Genomic DNA, 17,290 nt, shown 5'->3' with positions numbered 1-17,290 from the left:
CCTCAGCTGAGGCCTTTTTAATATCTAAGAGTTAATTAAACTAGCTCACGCGATTCAATACCGCTCGGAGTTTTAACGGTTTCACTGGCTTGGCAATAAAGCTAAAGCTGTTGGCCTTTATCGCTGCCAACATGTCATCGGTTCTATCGGCACTGATGATGACCCCTTCAAAAGAATCACCAAGGCGCAAGCGACACTGCTGTAATACTTCGAGACCCGTTCTGCCATTGTCCAAACGGTAATCTGAGAAAATGACATCTGGCAGCCAACCTTCATCTAGGCACTGCAAACTTTCGACCAGATCAACCGCCGTCTTAACCTCACAGCCCCAGCGGCCAATCAGGTTCTCCATACCGACTAAGATCTCTCGTTCATTGTCGACACACAATATCTTGAGGTGTTCGATGTCGCTGGTCGCCATTGGCGTCAAAGCTTGCACAACTGGAGCCACTTTTTCCGCTCTAGCCAAGGTGATGGAAAAGACACTGCCTTGCCCCGGCCATGAGCGCATCGAAATTTGATGGCCAAGCACATGAGCAATACCTTTCGAGATAGCCAGCCCTAACCCCAATCCTTGATCAGCTCGTACTTGGCTGCCACGAGTAAACTCTTCGAAGATCTCTTGTTGCTTGTCTTCATCGATACCAGTTCCGTTATCCCACACATCGATTCGTACCTGTCCATTCACTCTTCTCGCACCCAGTACCACTTTCCCTTCCGGGTTGTAGCGGAACGCATTGGTCAAAAAGTTCTGAATCACACGCCTTAACAGCTTAGGGTCTGAGTGAATGAACAGTGACGACGGAATCATCTTAAACTCAATTTTCTGTTGTCTCGCTAAGGCGCTAAATTCCGCGTTCAAGTTGGTTAACACATCGTGCACAGCAATCGCGTGAATGTTGGTTTCTAACTTTCCGGATTCCAATCGAGAGATATCCAGCAAGTCACCAATCAAATCTTCTGCGGCGCCTAGTGCACTCTCGATGTGAGATGAAAGTTGCTTCACCTCTTGCTCTTTTGCTACCTCAGACAGTGACGAAGCAAACAAGCGTGCGGCATTAAGCGGCTGCATCAAATCGTGGCTGACCGCCGCTAAGAAGCGACTCTTAGATTGTGATTCTTGATCCGAAATCTGCGTGGCTTTTACCAAGCGATGATTGAGTTTTTCGAGCTCTTGAGTTCGCTCATGCACTCTCGATTCCAAGCTTTCATTGGCATCTTTTAGCGCTTGCTCTGCTTGTCGGAATACCGTGATATCGGTAAAACTCATCACAAAGCCACCACTTGGCATAGGGTTACCTTGCACCTCAATCACTCGGCCATCAGGACGAATACGGGAAGAAGTGTGTCGAGTGCCTTGTTCAAGGTGATAAACACGGCGGCGAACGTGATCTTCCGGGTCACCCGGGCCACACAAACCCTGCTCGGCATTGTGGCGAATCACATCGGAAATGGGTCGTCCAACCTGAATCAAACCCGCAGGGAATTCAAACAATTCTAGATAGCGCTGATTCCACGCCACTAGCCTCATTTGTTTGTCGATTACTGCGATGCCTTGGCCAATATGTTCAATCGCGCCTTGCAGTAAACCGCGGCTGAAATCGTACAGTTCCGAAGCTTCATCCACGATGGTCGCGACTTCTTCAAGCTGCATGTTTCTGCCCTGCAAAGCGGAAGTAAGCACTAACTTAGCAGACGAAGCACCGAATACTCCGGCGAGCACTCGTTCTGCGTGTCGAATCAGACTTGCAGGCGCTTGTTGATTAGGAAGCAGCGGCTGCTCGTGTTGTTGCCAATAGCTGTGTAAGGCACTTTTGGCACGCTTACGGCCCACAAAACGCGACGCCAACATCTCTAATTCAGCGACTGTCACACGGTTCTGGTAGAGGCTGATATTCTCGTTCTCAGGCAGTGGTGTGCCAACAAATGCCGCTGATTGTAAGCGCTCACTTAGGCTTGGTCTGGTCGTCATCGAAACCACGGCATAGCACAAGGTATTGAGCACAATACTCAGCACAATGCCCCAGTTCGAGCTGCTGATATCCCAACTGCTGAGTAACTCTGGCGGCGTAATAATCCAAAGTAAAAGGTTACTTTCACTATCGCCCGCCAACATGCTGGTTTGGCTCATTAGGGTAATCAGCCAAATCAACGAGCCCACCATTAAGCCGACATACACGCCCTTGCGGTTACCCGGGCGCCAGTACAAACCACCGATAAGTGCTGGCGCGAATTGAGCAATCGCAGCAAACGAAAGAAAGCCAATTGCAGACAGAGAGTGAATGGTATCGAGCGCTTGATAAAACAGCCAAGCACCCAGTAACAGCAGTAAAATTAGCCCGCGGCGAATCACCAATAGCAGGCCAGAAAAATGTCGATGGGTTCTTTGGGTTAGGCGCATACGGCGCAGTAACAATGGCATCACTAAATCATTCGACACCATGATCGCCAAGGCGATGGTCGACACTATCACCATGCCGCTCGCCGCCGAAGTACCACCAAGGAAAGCCAGCAAAGCAATGTGATTCGCACCTTCTGCCATTGGCACACTGATCACGTAGGTATCCGCTGGCATGCCAGTAAGTAGACCTTGTCCTGCCCAAGCAATTGGCAGCACGAACAGTCCCATCAAAATCAGGTAAAGCGGAAACAACCAGCGAGCGGTATGTAGGTCTTGAGGACGTTCGTTCTCTACCACCATGGTATGGAACTGGCGTGGCAAACAGACAATCGCCAACATGGTCAAAACGGTATGAATAATTAAGGTCGGAATATTCGGTGATTCGTAGGTAGAAGCTGCCACATCAAGTAGGTCGATTTTGTCGCTGCTCATCGCCAGATACATGATAAACAGGCCAACGATCAAGAATGCCGCGAGCTTAACGATGGATTCAAACGCCACCGCCATCATCATGCCACGGTGATGCTCTGTGTTATCGATGTGCCTTGTACCAAACAGCATGGTAAAAATGGCCAAAGCACCGACCACAAACCAAGACACATGATAGTCCTGATAACCGAAGTCGGCCGCTAGGTTGGGCGCAACAATATCCAACCCCATGGTAATACCACGCAGCTGCAGAGCGATATAAGGAAGGATACCGACCACGGCGATAACCGTCACCGCCACCGCTAAACCCTGAGATTTTCCATAACGAGCCGCGATAAAGTCGGCAATGGAAGTGATGTGCTCCCGCTTCGCAATCAGGATCAGTCGCGCCAAGATCCGCCAGCCTAGTGTAAAGACCAGAATCGGGGCGAGATAAATGGGTAAAAAGGACCAAGGGTTATTGCTCGCCTGCCCGACCGTTCCATAGAAGGTCCAAGAGGTACAATACACGGCAATCGAAAGGCTATAGATCCACGGGCGCCAACGCGATAGCCAACGAACCTGCCTGTCTCCATACCAAGCGATCAGAAATAACACGCCCAAGTAGGCTAAAGAGACTGGAATTACTATCCATCCTTGCATTGAAAACCCTTTTCTCATCCATAAAAAAACCTCTCCATAAGGGAGAGGTTTCATTTAACTAAGGATGGGTGATTAACTCAATCGCATCGCTTAAATTCTGTGCTTTAGACTCTAATTATCAGCATTTGCTGTGAGATTCTGACTGTTCCGAATCTGATTGATTAATCTCAACCACTGAACTTCTTTCATCCAACTTAATGAACAGAGCAAGTGCACCCATTGCAGCCATACCCCAGAAGATATTTGCGCCCCAAAGCTCATAACCCCAACCACTTAAGGTAGTCATTAATGCAATAAAGGCACCTAATGGAATCGCGTTATACAGAGCTTGTAACGCAACCATCTTGTTTTGTTCTTCAGATTGAATGTATTGAATCGCGGCGATGTGTGCCATGGCAAAGGTCACGCCATGCAGTAGCTGCACCATAACCAGTGCGAAAATCGCTGTCGTTGATGCGGTAATACCCCAACGCGCCATCACCCCAATAGCTGCGACAACAAACAAAGTACGCAGTGACCAGCCTGAGAATAATCGCTTACTCAGAGCAAATACTGCCACCTCAGCAACAACACCTAGGCTCCACAAGTAACCGATGATCGCTTCTGAGTGACCCGCTTCTTTCCAATAAATCGCACTAAAACTGTAGTAAGCCGCATGACTACCTTGCAGCAGCGCCATCAAGGCTAAAAATTTTACCACTGACGACTCACGCAGCAGTTCACCTAGTTTTGGTCGCGCCGCTTGTTGCTCAGATTGCGTTACTGGCATCACGTTAGGATTTCTCATCGCCAGAATCAATGACAACAACACGCCCGCAAGTGCAGTATACAAAATCATGTCGGTGCCAAATTGTGCCACCAAATAGCCAACCACCGTTGAACCTGCGATAAAGGCAATTGAACCCCAAAGGCGAGTTCGGCCGTAGTCGAGCATTTTCAAACGACTGTAATGGTTAGCCATCGCATCAGAAAGAGGAATGATCGGCCCACAACAGAGGTTAAACAGTACCGTTGCCAACAACATCAGTATAAAGCTGCCACCGGTGAAGAAGTGGAAACCGACAAACAGCAGCGCAGCGAAACTCAAACAGCGTAGCGCTGGCATCAAGTGTTCCACTTTATGGATACGCGGCGTAATCACTAGGTTAGCCACACAACGAGTCGCAAAGCCGATACCAATCAATACGCCAATATCACCAGCAGACACGCCTTGGTCTTCAAACCACAACGCCCAAAATGGCAAATACACGCCATACGCAAAAAAGAAACCAAGAAAATACTGAGAGATCCAGCCATAGGGTGAAGGGCTAAACATAAATGACCTATAAAGTGTGCGGAAAAAGGCAGCACCAATTATGCCTATCTCGCATACGATGAAAAAGGGAATTATTACTGGGATAGTATTCCCATATTCAATGGGTCTGGGTATCGCATTTCAACAAGAGATTTCACGCTCATCAATACCCATACTCGCATTTAGACTAAAGTCGTCTGGAGCTTCGCTGGTATTTTGTCAGACTGATTAAAGACTCCCATTTCTTCTTGTGATGCTTATGCCTGACAAATTTAATATGCAGCACCCACCCTTCGATAGCCTGTCTGACTCTGAGCAGTTGAAGCTGCGCTCTTCATTAGACGTGGTCTATTACCGTTCTCAAGAAGTGATACTGGAAGCTGAAAGGCCGAGCCGACACCTGCATATTTTGATCAAAGGGGCAGTTGAAGAGCGCGCGAGCAGTGATGGCGAGATTTACGCACACTATGCCAATGACGATATTTTTGATGTCCGCAGCCAGTTTGAACCTCACACCAAACACCAATATATCGCACTCGAAGATACATTAAGTTATCTGCTGCCCACCGAGATTTTTCTTGAGCTTTACCACGCCAATGGCCAATTCGCGGCCTACTTTGATAGCAACCTATCAACACGAAAAGCTTTGATAGAAGCCGCCCAGCAGCAACAGAACCTTGCCGAGTTTATATTGACCAAAGTGGATGACTCTATCTATCACCCACCACTGATACTTGAACCAAACCAACCTATCAACCAAGTCACTCAAACCCTTAAAGAACAAGGGTTAGACTCGGCCCTAGTCCATTTGGAACATGATGATCCAAAAGCTTTTGGATCATCATGTTCCTTACCGTATGGAATCGTCACTCGAACCAATTTATTGCATGCTGTGATGCTCGATAATTTCCCACTGGATGCGCCTGTCGGTGAGATCGCAACGTTTCCGGTGATGCACGTGAACCAAGGCGATTTCTTATTTAACGCCATGATTACCATGACCAGAAATCGAGTAAAAAGGTTGATGGTTTGTGATGGTAGAAATGCGGTCGGCATGGTGGATATGACACAGATTCTCAGTGCATTCTCCACACACTCCCACGTTCTTACTTTGCGTATTGCGCGCGCCACCAGCGTTGAAGAATTGGCAATGGCATCCAACAAACAACGTCAACTGGTCGAGAGCTTGCTCAGTAATGGGATTCGCACACGCTTTATCATGGAGCTGATTTCTGCGGTCAACGAACAGATCATAGAGAAGGCTTTTGAGTTGGTGATCCCACCTGCACTGCATAATCATTGCTGCCTAATCGTGCTGGGTTCCGAAGGCCGTGGGGAACAAATTCTCAAAACCGATCAAGACAACGCGCTAATAATTCAAGATGGCTTGGAGTGGCATCAATGCCAAAGTGCCATGAACGACCTCACTCATACCCTTCAACAATTGGGTTACCCACTGTGCCCGGGCAACGTGATGGTCAACAATCCGAAATGGGTGCATTCAGAACAAGAGTGGAAACAAACCCTTACCCATTGGGTAAAAAAAGCTACGCCAGACACCGTGATGGATATTGCGATCATGGCAGATGCACACGCAGTAGCGGGTAATAGAGAGTTATTAAAACCTGTAAAGCAGCACCTCAGTGATTTAATGCTCGGACAAGAATTGATTCTGACGGAGTTCTGCCGCCCTGCCCTTAACTTCTCAGTTCCCCTGACCCTGTTTGGTAATGTGAAGCAATCCAAGTCAGGGCTCGATATCAAACAAGGCGGTATTTTCCCTATCGTGCATGGTGTGAGAGCGCTTTGCCTAGAGCATGGTGTCACCGTAAACAACACCTTCGAACGCATTGAGCAACTGGTTAGCAAGAAAGTGCTTGAGCAAAGTACTGCCGATAATCTCAGTGAAGCACTCAAGCAATTCTTTAAGTGGCGCTTAGCCCAAAGACTTTCTCAGCAGCACAGCAGCAACAAGATCAACGTTAAACTGATGGAGCGAGCAGACAGAGATCTGCTTCGTCATAGCCTGCACGTGGTGAAGAAATTCAAGCAATGGCTCGGCTACCACTATCAGATACGGGATTAGGCGATTGAACGATGAATAGGTTGATTCTCTATTACTGGCATCACAAACTCAAAGGCTCTCTGTATCAGCCTTTGTTTACTGCGCCTATTGATCATGAATATGTATCGCTCGATTGTGAAACCACCAGCCTAGACCCCAATCAGGCTGAATTAGTCACCATTGCCGCGACCAAGATCATCGGCAATCGAATCATTACCAGCCAACCTTTTGAAGTCCGATTGCGCGCCCCACAATCGCTCGATTGCAATTCAATAAAAATCCACCGCATTCGTCACCAAGATCTAAAGCACGGCATCGAAGAAAAACAGGCTTTAATCGAGCTACTGAACTTCATTGGAAATCGTCCTTTAGTCGGCTATCACATCCGCTATGATAAAAAAATTCTCGACCGCGCCTGTTTAAAACAGCTTGGATTTCCACTGCCTAACCGATTAGTCGAAGTGAGCCAACTCTATCAAGACAAACTCGAAAGACAGCTGCCCAATGCCTATTTTGATCTCAGTATGGACGCCATCTGTCGCCAGCTCGATTTACCGATACCGGTCAATAAACATGATGCATTACAAGACGCTATCTCCGCTGCGCTGATTTTTGTGCGCCTGAAACATGGTGACCTACCCCGTTTCAACTCTTCTTATTCTTAATTCAACCACTGGCGCTTCACATAGAGAGCAACATCTCAAAAATGAACTTAACTCGCTATTTTGTAAGTGAAAAGCAGCGTCTCATCCTAAAGTCTAATTGTGGAAATCGCCGTCCTAGCCGAGAGTGATAACACTAAGACGGTTCTGTAATAGACCTAGAAACTGAACACAAAGGAAGTTGCCAGTTCATTAGGAATGTAGGCACAAGGAGAGATGCAATGAGTGAAGCCCACGTTTATCCGGTAAAAGAAAATATTAAATCAACCACACACGCGGATAATGACACTTACCTAGCCATGTACCAGCAATCTGTTTCTGACCCTGAAGGCTTTTGGGGTGAACACGGAAAAATCGTTGATTGGATCAAACCTTTCACACAAGTAAAAAACACCTCTTTCGACCCTGGCCACATTGATATTCGCTGGTTTGAAGATGGCACGCTTAACGTTTCGGCTAACTGTATCGACCGCCACCTTGCTGAGCGCGGTGATGAAGTAGCTATCATCTGGGAAGGCGATGACCCGGCTGATGACAAAACTCTAACTTTTAATGAACTACACAAAGAAGTGTGCCTGTTTTCAAATGCTCTAAAAGAGCAAGGCGTACGCAAAGGTGATGTGGTTTGTTTATACATGCCAATGGTGCCAGAAGCGGCAGTAGCCATGCTGGCGTGTACCCGTATCGGGGCGGTTCACACAGTCGTATTTGGTGGTTTCTCACCAGAAGCACTGTCTGGTCGTATTATCGATTCAAACTCTAAAGTCGTTATCACTGCCGATGAAGGCGTGCGTGGCGGCCGTGCGGTGCCACTGAAGAAGAATGTTGATGAAGCACTGACGAACCCTGAAGTGAAAAACATCGAGAAGGTTGTGGTATTCAAACGCACTGGCGGTGATGTTGCATGGCACGAACACCGCGATGTGTGGTGGCACGATGCTATTGCTAACGTATCTGCAGATTGCCCACCAGAAGAGATGAACGCAGAAGATCCACTATTTATCCTTTATACGTCAGGCTCAACGGGTAAACCTAAGGGTGTTATGCACACCACAGGTGGTTACCTTGTTTATGCAGCAATGACATTCAAATACGTATTCGATTACCAAGAAGGCGAGACTTTCTGGTGTACAGCCGATGTGGGTTGGATTACCGGCCACACATACCTTGTTTACGGGCCGCTTGCTAATGGCGCAAAAACGATTCTGTTTGAAGGCGTGCCAAATTACCCGAACACCAGCCGCATGAGTGAAGTGGTCGATAAGCACCAAGTTAATATTCTTTATACTGCGCCAACGGCTATTCGTGCACTGATGGCGAAAGGCAATGAAGCCGTTGAAGGTACTTCTCGTGACAGCCTAAGGATCATGGGCTCAGTGGGTGAACCTATCAACCCAGAGGCGTGGGAGTGGTATTACAAAACAATCGGCAATGAGCAGTCTCCAATTGTTGATACATGGTGGCAAACGGAAACGGGCGGTATCTTAATTGCACCGCTACCGGGCGCAACAGACCTGAAACCGGGCTCTGCAACTCGTCCATTCTTCGGTGTGCAACCGGCGCTGGTTGATAACATGGGTAACATCATTGAGGGTGCAACAGACGGCAACCTAGTGATTCTTGACTCTTGGCCAGGCCAAATGCGTACCGTTCATGGCGATCATGACCGCTTCGAACAGACTTACTTCTCGACCTTTAAAGGCATGTACTTTACCAGTGATGGCGCTCGTCGTGATGAAGACGGTTACTACTGGATTACTGGTCGTGTCGATGACGTGCTTAACGTATCAGGTCACCGTATGGGTACCGCTGAGATTGAATCGGCTCTAGTTGCGTTCGATAAGATTGCTGAGGCTGCAATTGTGGGCATCCCTCATGATATTAAAGGCCAAGCGATTTACGCTTACATCACGCTAAATGATGGTGAGTTCCCAACTGCAGAGCTTCATAAAGAAGTGAAAGACTGGGTACGTAAAGAGATTGGCCCAATTGCAACGCCAGATGTACTGCACTGGACCGACTCTCTACCGAAAACTCGTTCGGGTAAAATCATGCGTCGTATCCTGCGTAAAATCGCGACTGGCGATACAGGTAACCTAGGTGATACCTCGACACTAGCCGACCCAAGCGTGGTTGATAAGCTGATTGCCGAGAAAGCAGAACTGGCATAAGCAACCAGTCACAGCAGCTAATCACTGTTTAAAACAGCAATTTCTAAACCGTCACCTATGTGGCGGTTTTTTTATGGCTGATCTTGATCTCAAATATCCCGCCCCAAATTAAGGCTAAGACGCTTTTTTGTTAAGTTGGTAACAATTCCAAGCTGTATCAATAGGAGATTAGACCAGTAAATTGCTGCGATTTGCGCTGAATTAGCTATAATCTGGTTCTAATTTTTAAATTTGGGTTTTTCTCACTAGAAATTAACCGCAAATTTTCAATAAAATGGCAACATTCACGTTCGTAAACACGATAAAGGAAGATAGCCCCACGATGTCTACAAAGTTTCGCATTCTAGTTTTAAATGGCCCAAACCTTAACCTGTTAGGCCTTAGAGAGCCTGCACACTACGGTTCTCAAACACTTGACCAGATTATTAGCTCACTGACCGAGCAAGCGAAAGCACACGATGTTGAGCTATCTCACTTACAGTCAAATCGTGAGTATGAACTGATTGAAGCTATCCATAGTGCTTATCAAAATGTTGATTTTATTATTATCAACCCAGCAGCCTTTACACATACCAGTGTGGCCCTGCGTGATGCACTACTTGGCGTTGCAATCCCATTTATTGAGGTTCATCTATCGAATGTTCACGCGCGTGAACCATTCCGTCACCACTCTTACCTATCTGATAAAGCAGAAGGTGTGATTTGTGGCTTAGGTGCCCAAGGTTATCAATTTGCTTTGACCGCTGCGCTCAGCAAGCTCAACTCAAAGTAAACATAAACAACGAACTATTACTAACCTACTCAATCATAGAGTAAGTTCAATTAACAGATAAAGAGAAAGAAACAATGGATATTCGCAAAATCAAAAAGCTAATCGAATTGGTTGAAGAGTCTGGTATTTCTGAGCTAGAAATCTCTGAAGGTGAAGAGTCAGTACGAATCAGTCGTAACAGCACTGCACCTGTAGCACCTGTTCAATATGCAGCTGCTCCAGCACCTGTAGCGGCAGCAGCTCCTGCGGCGGCACCTGTGGCAGCAGAAGCAGCGGCTCCTGCAGTTCCAGCTGGTCACCAAGTTCTTTCTCCAATGGTTGGTACTTTCTACGGCGCTCCAAGCCCAGACGCAAAACCATTCGTTAAAGTTGGTCAATCTGTAACTGCTGGCGAAACGCTATGTATCGTTGAAGCAATGAAAATGATGAACCAAATCGAAGCTGATAAATCTGGTGTTGTAACAGCAATCCTAGTTGAAGACGGTCAACCAGTAGAATTCGACCAAGCTCTAGTAATTATCGAATAATAGAGAGCACTCATTATGTTAGATAAATTAGTAATCGCGAACCGTGGTGAGATTGCACTACGTATTCTGCGTGCATGTAAAGAGCTTGGTATTAAAACGGTAGCGGTTCACTCAACTGCTGACCGTGACCTTAAGCACGTACTGCTTGCAGACGAAACCATTTGTATCGGTCCAGCTCGTGGTATCGATAGCTACCTAAACATCCCTCGTATCATCAGCGCAGCTGAAGTTACAGGTGCAGTAGCTGTTCACCCTGGCTACGGCTTCCTATCTGAAAATGCAGACTTCGCAGAACAGGTAGAGCGCAGTGGCTTTATCTTTGTTGGCCCTAAAGCTGAAACCATTCGCATGATGGGTGACAAAGTGTCAGCTATCACGTCAATGAAGAAAGCTGGCGTACCTTGTGTACCAGGTTCTGACGGCCCTCTTGACGACGACGATGCAAAAAACAAAGCGCACGCTAAGCGCATTGGCTTCCCAGTTATCATCAAGGCATCTGGCGGCGGCGGCGGTCGTGGTATGCGTGTTGTTCGTTCTGAAGCAGAACTAACAGAAGCTATCGCGATGACTCGTGCTGAAGCAAAAGCATGTTTCAACAACGACATGGTTTACATGGAGAAATTCCTAGAAAACCCACGTCACATTGAAGTACAAGTGCTTGCAGATGGCCAAGGCAATGCTATCCACCTAGGTGAGCGTGACTGTTCAATGCAGCGTCGTCACCAGAAAGTTGTGGAAGAAGCGCCAGCTCCAGGTATCACTGAAGAGATGCGTAAGTACATCGGCGAACGCTGTACTCGTGCATGTATTGAGATCGGTTACCGCGGTGCAGGTACATTTGAATTCCTATACGAAAACGGTGAGTTCTACTTCATAGAAATGAACACTCGTATCCAGGTTGAACACACGATTACTGAAATGGTAACGGGTATTGACCTAGTGAAAGAGCAACTTCGCATTGCTGCTGGTCAGCCTCTATCATTCACACAGGATGATATTAAGCTGCGCGGCCACTCAATCGAATGTCGTATCAACGCGGAAGATCCCGTTCGTTTCTTACCATCTCCAGGTAAGATCACGCGCTTCCATGCTCCAGGTGGTATGGGTGTACGTTGGGAATCTCACATCTACACTGGTTACACAGTACCACCACACTACGATTCAATGATTGGTAAGCTGATCACTTACGGTGAGAACCGTGATGTTGCTATCGCTCGTATGAAGAACGCATTGGGTGAAATGATTGTTGAAGGTATTAACGTTAATACTGAGCTTCAACTGTCTATTATGAACGACGAAAACTTCCAACACGGTGGTGCAAACATCCACTACCTTGAGAAGAAACTTGGTTTGTCATAATCCGTTCGTTTAAGAACAGTCAAAATGCTCACTTCGGTGAGCATTTTTGTTTTTAAGCCGCCGAAAAAATCAATCTTTAATCCCCATTATATTCCGTGGGGTTTTGGTGAATTTGCTCATATTTTCTGCTAGACTCGCCATCCAATTTTTCTCATATAGAAGATGCAGCCATGCCTTGGATTCAAATCAAGCTTAATGCTACCAATGAAAATGCCGAACAAATCGGCGACATGTTAATGGAAGAGACTGGTGCTCTTTCTGTAACTTTCCTGGATGCACAAGATACCCCTGTATTTGAGCCTCTGCCGGGTGAAACTCGCCTTTGGGGTGATACTGACATTCTCGCGCTTTACGACGCTGAGACTGATACTGGTGTCGTTCTAGCGCAGATTAAAGCAAGTAACATGTTCCCTGCAGACTTTGCTCATAAAGTAGAGCAAATTGAAGACAAGGATTGGGAACGTGAATGGATGGACAACTTCCACCCAATGAAGTTTGGTGAGCGTTTATGGATCTGCCCTAGCTGGCGCGATATCCCTGAACCTGACGCTGTCAACGTAATGCTAGACCCAGGCCTTGCATTTGGTACCGGTACTCACCCGACAACGGCACTGTGTCTTGAGTGGCTTGAAGGCTTAGACCTGACAGGCAAAACCGTAATCGACTTCGGTTGTGGCTCAGGCATCCTAGCGATCGCGGCGATCAAACTAGGCGCGGCAAAAGTTATCGGGATCGATATTGATCCTCAAGCTCTGCTTGCATCAAAAGACAACGCACAACGCAATGGCGTTGCTGAACAACTCGAAGTGTTCTTACCACAAGATCAACCGGAAGGTTTGCTGGCTGACGTTGTTGTTGCCAACATTCTTGCAGGTCCATTACGCGACCTTTCTGGCATCATCAAAGGCCTAGTTAAGCCAAATGGTGTGCTTGCGATGTCGGGTGTTTTAGATACACAAGCGGAAGATGTGGCGACTTATTATCGTGATGAGCTTCACATTGATCCGATCATTGAACAACAAGAATGGTGCCGAATCTCAGGTCGCAAGCAAGGCTAGACAAGACTTTGGGCGCTAATTGACTGAAATTTAAACAAATTACAAAAACAAATTGTAAATGCTCAAATATTAGTCTTTTCACGCAGCGAAAAAATGCGTAAAATGCGCGCCCTTGCTGGTACAGAACTGTGATGACATTTTTGAAAATCGGAAATTATCAACTTAAGAACAATCTAATCGTCGCTCCTATGGCTGGCGTAACGGATAGACCATTCCGTGAGTTGTGTCTTCGCTACGGTGCGGGGATGGCAGTCAGTGAAATGATGTCCTCCAATCCGAAAGTTTGGAAAACGTCAAAGTCTCAGCAGCGTATGGTACATGAAGGCGAATCGGGCATTCGTTCAGTACAAATCGCTGGTGCAGATCCACAGCTTATGGCCGAGGCTGCTCAATTTAATGTCGATAACGGTGCGCAAATCATCGATATCAACATGGGTTGTCCAGCTAAAAAAGTGAATAAAAAGCTTGCGGGCTCAGCCCTACTGCAGCATCCAGAACTCATTGAAGACATTCTGAAGGCGGTGGTAAATGCTGTCGACGTTCCAGTAACGTTGAAAACGCGCACAGGCTGGGATACAGACAATAGAAACTGTGTCCAAATCGCGAAAATAGCCGAAGACTGCGGCATACAAGCTCTTGCGCTCCATGGAAGAACTCGCGCTTGTATGTACAAAGGTGAGGCAGAATACAAACACATTAAAGCAGCGAAACAAGCAGTATCTATTCCGGTTATCGCTAACGGTGATATCGATAGTCCGGAAAAAGCGAAGTTTGTGCTGGAGTACACCGGCGCTGATGCTTTAATGATAGGTCGACCTGCCCAAGGACGTCCTTGGATTTTTAACGAAATCCTACACTATTTGGAAAACGGCACCACGATGGACCCACTCCCGATTTCGGAAGTGAAAGACATCATGCTTGGTCATGTGCACGCTCTACATGAATTTTATGGAGAGTTTTTAGGCCCTCGCATCGCTCGTAAGCATGTGGGTTGGTATCTAAAAGAACATGAACAAGCGAGTGAGTTTCGCCGTACCTTCAACGCATTCGAAGCAGGTGATCTGCAGCTTGAAGCGCTAGAAGGTTTTTTTGATAACGTTGCACCATAATTACGAGAAGAGCTAGACCGAATATGTTCGAACAAAATCTGACTTCAGAAGCATTGACAGTAACTACAGTTACATCACAAGACCAAATCACGCAGAAGCCACTACGTGACTCAGTTAAAGCATCATTGAAAAATTACCTTGCTCAATTAAACGGTCAAGAAGTCAGCGAGTTATACGAATTAGTATTAGCTGAAGTTGAACAGCCACTACTAGACACTATCATGCAGTACACTCGCGGTAACCAAACTCGCGCAGCAACCATGATGGGTATTAACCGCGGTACTCTTCGCAAGAAACTTAAAAAATACGGCATGAACTAATCGTTCTTTCGTAATTTATTGAATTGAAAGCCAAGCTCATTTTTGAGTTTGGCTTTTTTTTGGCTTGTCGAACCGTGATAGGTAGCTGATTACTCTCCAGTGCGACAACAGCGCCCTTTGTCGACGTTTGCTGAATCCAAGGCTGCCAGAATAGAACAATGGCTTGCATCGTCGTCCACGTGGCCACAACACGCATCATTAATCTTTTTAAGTGCGGTGCGAATCTTAGTTAACTCGGTAATCTTCTCATCAATCATCTCTAGTTTTGCTGAGGTAATCGACTTCACTTCGGCGCAACTGTGCTGTGTGGCCTCGAGACGAATCTCAAGCAATTCTTTGATTTCATCTAAACTCAGCCCTAACTCTTTAGATTTGAGAATAAACGTCACCTGCTTTTGGTTATTTTCATCATATAAGCGATAACCCGACTCACTGCGACTGGCTGGCGCAATCAGGTTATTCTTCTCATAAAATCGCAAGGTATCGGCTGTTACACCGCATCGTTTCGCTAATTCACCGATCTGAAACATGTTTTTTCCTACTGTTTCGTCCATTCCACAATTAACCTTATCGTTACTTTTCAGGCTGAAATGGCACTTTTCATAATTAATTTTGAGATACCAAACGATTGCGCGAGCTTTTTTGTAATAAATTAGTTAGAATCTGCGCCATCAAATTTGGAGTTGGTTATCTTATAGCTTAATCATAAGACTAACCCAAAAGGTCTTTACCAAAACTGGCCAATATTTTATCTCTTACTGGTATCTAAGATAATCCACGCTAAGAAGATAGAAACAAGTTCTTTTTTGGCAAATATCTTTATTTTAACCCCATGAATTTGAGGAAGATGGAAGCATGAATAACGCTCGTCCAATTCGCCGCGCTCTAATCAGCGTATCAGACAAAACTGGTATCGTTGAATTTGCACAAGCTCTTGCTAACCGTGGTGTAGATATCCTATCTACCGGTGGCACTGCTCGCCTGCTTGCTGAAAAAGGCATCTCTGTTACAGAAGTATCTGACTACACTGGTTTCCCAGAAATGATGGATGGCCGTGTTAAGACTCTGCACCCAAAAGTTCATGGTGGTGTTCTAGGCCGTCGTGGCCAAGATGATGACGTGATGGAAACTCACGGTATCAACCCTATCGATATGGTTGTTGTAAACCTATACCCATTCGCAGAAACCGTTGCTAAAGAAGGTTGTACTCTTGCTGACGCTGTTGAGAACATCGACATCGGCGGTCCTACAATGGTTCGCTCTGCAGCGAAAAACCACAAAGACGTGACTATCGTTGTTAACGCACACGACTACGAGCGCGTTGTCGCTGAAATGGACGCGAACGATAAATCTCTAACATTAGAGACTCGCTTCGACCTCGCTATCGCAGCATTCGAGCACACCGCTTCTTACGACGGCATGATCGCTAACTACTTCGGCACTATGGTTCCATCATACGGTGCCTCTCTACTTGATGAAGAAGGAAAGAAGGCTGACGAAGAGTCTAAATTCCCTCGCACGTTCAACCAACAGTTCGAGAAAAAACAAGACATGCGCTACGGTGAGAACAGCCACCAGGCAGCCGCATTCTACGTTGAAGCAAACCCTGAAGAAGCGTCAGTATCTACTGCTCGCCAAATTCAAGGTAAAGCCCTTTCTTACAACAACATCGCTGACACTGACGCTGCACTTGAGTGTGTGAAAGAGTTCGACCAACCAGCATGTGTGATTGTTAAGCACGCTAACCCATGTGGTGTTGCACTAGGTGAAGACATCCTAGAAGCTTACGACCGTGCATTCAAAACAGACCCAACGTCTGCATTTGGCGGCATCATCGCTTTCAACCGTGAGCTAGACGCTGCAACAGCAACGGCTATCACTGAGCGTCAATTCGTTGAAGTTATCATTGCACCATCAGTTTCTGCTGAAGCAGTAGAGATCGTAGCGGCTAAGAAAAACCTTCGCCTACTTGAGTGTGGCGAGTGGACAACTAAGACAACTGGCTTTGACGTGAAACGCGTTAACGGTGGTTTGCTAGTTCAAGACCGCGACCAAGGCATGGTGTCTGAAGATGACCTTAAAGTGGTTTCTAAGCGCCAACCTACAGCTGAAGAACTAAAAGATGCTCTATTCTGCTGGAAAGTAGCGAAGTACGTTAAATCTAACGCTATCGTTTACTCGAAAGGCGACATGACAATTGGTGTTGGCGCTGGCCAAATGAGCCGCGTTTATTCTGCGAAAATTGCAGGCATCAAAGCTGCTGACGAAGGTCTACAGGTTGAAGGTTGTGTAATGGCATCAGATGCGTTCTTCCCATTCCGTGACGGTATCGACGCGGCAGCAGAAGCTGGCATCAAGTGTGTTATCCAACCGGGCGGCTCTATGCGTGATGACGAAGTTATCGCAGCAGCAGACGAACACGGCATGGCGATGATCTTTACTGGCATGCGTCACTTCCGCCACTAATTTCCTCTTCGTATT

The 17,290-nt window shown here is 46.7% G+C and carries 13 protein-coding genes; 10 read left to right on the top strand and 3 right to left on the bottom strand.

The window, feature by feature from the left end:
• Nucleotides 1–40: 40 nt before the first annotated feature.
• Together HRQ85_RS23015 and HRQ85_RS23010 are read right to left on the bottom strand one after the other, a co-directional pair.
• A complete protein-coding gene (locus tag HRQ85_RS23015) occupies nt 41–3,472 on the bottom strand; it encodes a hybrid sensor histidine kinase/response regulator (RefSeq protein WP_172380681.1) in 3,432 nt (1,143 codons plus the stop codon).
• A 118-nt stretch (nt 3,473–3,590) separates the two neighbouring features.
• Nucleotides 3,591–4,787 carry a 3-phenylpropionate MFS transporter gene (locus tag HRQ85_RS23010; protein ID WP_017062710.1) on the bottom strand — a complete coding sequence of 399 codons (1,197 nt, stop codon included), beginning with the start codon at nt 4,785–4,787 and terminating at the stop codon, nt 3,591–3,593.
• Nucleotides 4,788–5,019: 232 nt separating this feature from the next.
• Between HRQ85_RS23010 and HRQ85_RS23005 the strand changes: the two genes are divergently transcribed.
• The 9 genes from HRQ85_RS23005 (at nt 5,020) to fis (ending at nt 14,809) form a co-directional block, all read left to right on the top strand.
• Nucleotides 5,020–6,852, top strand: coding sequence for a DUF294 nucleotidyltransferase-like domain-containing protein (locus HRQ85_RS23005; protein WP_172380709.1), 1,833 nt, complete (start codon nt 5,020–5,022; stop codon nt 6,850–6,852).
• Nucleotides 6,853–6,863: 11 nt separating this feature from the next.
• Nucleotides 6,864–7,496, top strand: a complete 633-nt coding sequence (locus tag HRQ85_RS23000; RefSeq protein WP_172380680.1) for a 3'-5' exonuclease — start codon at nt 6,864–6,866, stop codon at nt 7,494–7,496.
• 218 nt (nt 7,497–7,714) lie between these two features.
• Complete coding sequence (acs, locus tag HRQ85_RS22995; RefSeq protein WP_009844693.1) at nt 7,715–9,664, top strand: acetate--CoA ligase; 1,950 nt, start codon at nt 7,715–7,717, stop codon at nt 9,662–9,664.
• 322 nt (nt 9,665–9,986) lie between these two features.
• Nucleotides 9,987–10,436 (top strand): type II 3-dehydroquinate dehydratase, encoded by a 450-nt coding sequence (gene aroQ / locus HRQ85_RS22990; protein WP_010435475.1) that lies wholly within the window; start codon nt 9,987–9,989, stop codon nt 10,434–10,436.
• 74 nt (nt 10,437–10,510) lie between these two features.
• Nucleotides 10,511–10,963, top strand: coding sequence for an acetyl-CoA carboxylase biotin carboxyl carrier protein (gene accB / locus HRQ85_RS22985; RefSeq protein ID WP_017062707.1), 453 nt, complete (start codon nt 10,511–10,513; stop codon nt 10,961–10,963).
• A gap of 15 nt (nt 10,964–10,978) precedes the next feature.
• A complete protein-coding gene (accC, locus tag HRQ85_RS22980; RefSeq protein ID WP_048614986.1) occupies nt 10,979–12,322 on the top strand; it encodes an acetyl-CoA carboxylase biotin carboxylase subunit in 1,344 nt (447 codons plus the stop codon).
• 170 nt (nt 12,323–12,492) lie between these two features.
• Nucleotides 12,493–13,380: a 50S ribosomal protein L11 methyltransferase gene (prmA, locus tag HRQ85_RS22975; protein ID WP_009844690.1), complete on the top strand. Its 888-nt coding sequence runs from the start codon at nt 12,493–12,495 to the stop codon at nt 13,378–13,380.
• A 140-nt stretch (nt 13,381–13,520) separates the two neighbouring features.
• On the top strand, nt 13,521–14,489 hold the full coding sequence (gene dusB, locus HRQ85_RS22970; protein WP_032546269.1) for a tRNA dihydrouridine synthase DusB: 969 nt from the start codon (nt 13,521–13,523) through the stop codon (nt 14,487–14,489).
• 23 nt (nt 14,490–14,512) lie between these two features.
• Entirely contained in the window at nt 14,513–14,809 is a 297-nt protein-coding gene (gene fis / locus HRQ85_RS22965; protein ID WP_004729744.1) for a DNA-binding transcriptional regulator Fis, read from the top strand.
• Nucleotides 14,810–14,898: 89 nt separating this feature from the next.
• Here the strand turns inward: fis and zntR are convergent, their stop codons facing one another.
• A complete protein-coding gene (gene zntR / locus HRQ85_RS22960) occupies nt 14,899–15,339 on the bottom strand; it encodes a Zn(2+)-responsive transcriptional regulator (protein ID WP_048659207.1) in 441 nt (146 codons plus the stop codon).
• A 325-nt stretch (nt 15,340–15,664) separates the two neighbouring features.
• On the opposite strand from zntR, the gene purH reads away from it, so the two are divergent.
• Nucleotides 15,665–17,275, top strand: a complete 1,611-nt coding sequence (purH, locus tag HRQ85_RS22955) for a bifunctional phosphoribosylaminoimidazolecarboxamide formyltransferase/IMP cyclohydrolase (protein WP_108020772.1) — start codon at nt 15,665–15,667, stop codon at nt 17,273–17,275.
• The last annotated feature ends 15 nt before the right edge of the window (nt 17,276–17,290 follow it).

Origin of the sequence: Vibrio sp. Vb339 (assembly GCF_902751245.1) — a bacterium.
Taxonomy (GTDB): Bacteria; Pseudomonadota; Gammaproteobacteria; order Enterobacterales; family Vibrionaceae; genus Vibrio; species Vibrio coralliirubri.
This window is presented reverse-complemented; position numbering and strand designations above follow the sequence as displayed.

Coding starts and splice junctions, on each gene's coding strand:
- HRQ85_RS23015 (WP_172380681.1), bottom strand. CDS start 3,472: ATGCAAGGATGGATAGTAATTCCAGTCTCTTTAGCCTACTTGGGCGTG.
- HRQ85_RS23010 (WP_017062710.1), bottom strand. CDS start 4,787: ATGTTTAGCCCTTCACCCTATGGCTGGATCTCTCAGTATTTTCTTGGT.
- HRQ85_RS23005 (WP_172380709.1), top strand. CDS start 5,020: ATGCTTATGCCTGACAAATTTAATATGCAGCACCCACCCTTCGATAGC.
- HRQ85_RS23000 (WP_172380680.1), top strand. CDS start 6,864: ATGAATAGGTTGATTCTCTATTACTGGCATCACAAACTCAAAGGCTCT.
- acs (WP_009844693.1), top strand. CDS start 7,715: ATGAGTGAAGCCCACGTTTATCCGGTAAAAGAAAATATTAAATCAACC.
- aroQ (WP_010435475.1), top strand. CDS start 9,987: ATGTCTACAAAGTTTCGCATTCTAGTTTTAAATGGCCCAAACCTTAAC.
- accB (WP_017062707.1), top strand. CDS start 10,511: ATGGATATTCGCAAAATCAAAAAGCTAATCGAATTGGTTGAAGAGTCT.
- accC (WP_048614986.1), top strand. CDS start 10,979: ATGTTAGATAAATTAGTAATCGCGAACCGTGGTGAGATTGCACTACGT.
- prmA (WP_009844690.1), top strand. CDS start 12,493: ATGCCTTGGATTCAAATCAAGCTTAATGCTACCAATGAAAATGCCGAA.
- fis (WP_004729744.1), top strand. CDS start 14,513: ATGTTCGAACAAAATCTGACTTCAGAAGCATTGACAGTAACTACAGTT.
- zntR (WP_048659207.1), bottom strand. CDS start 15,339: ATGTTTCAGATCGGTGAATTAGCGAAACGATGCGGTGTAACAGCCGAT.
- purH (WP_108020772.1), top strand. CDS start 15,665: ATGAATAACGCTCGTCCAATTCGCCGCGCTCTAATCAGCGTATCAGAC.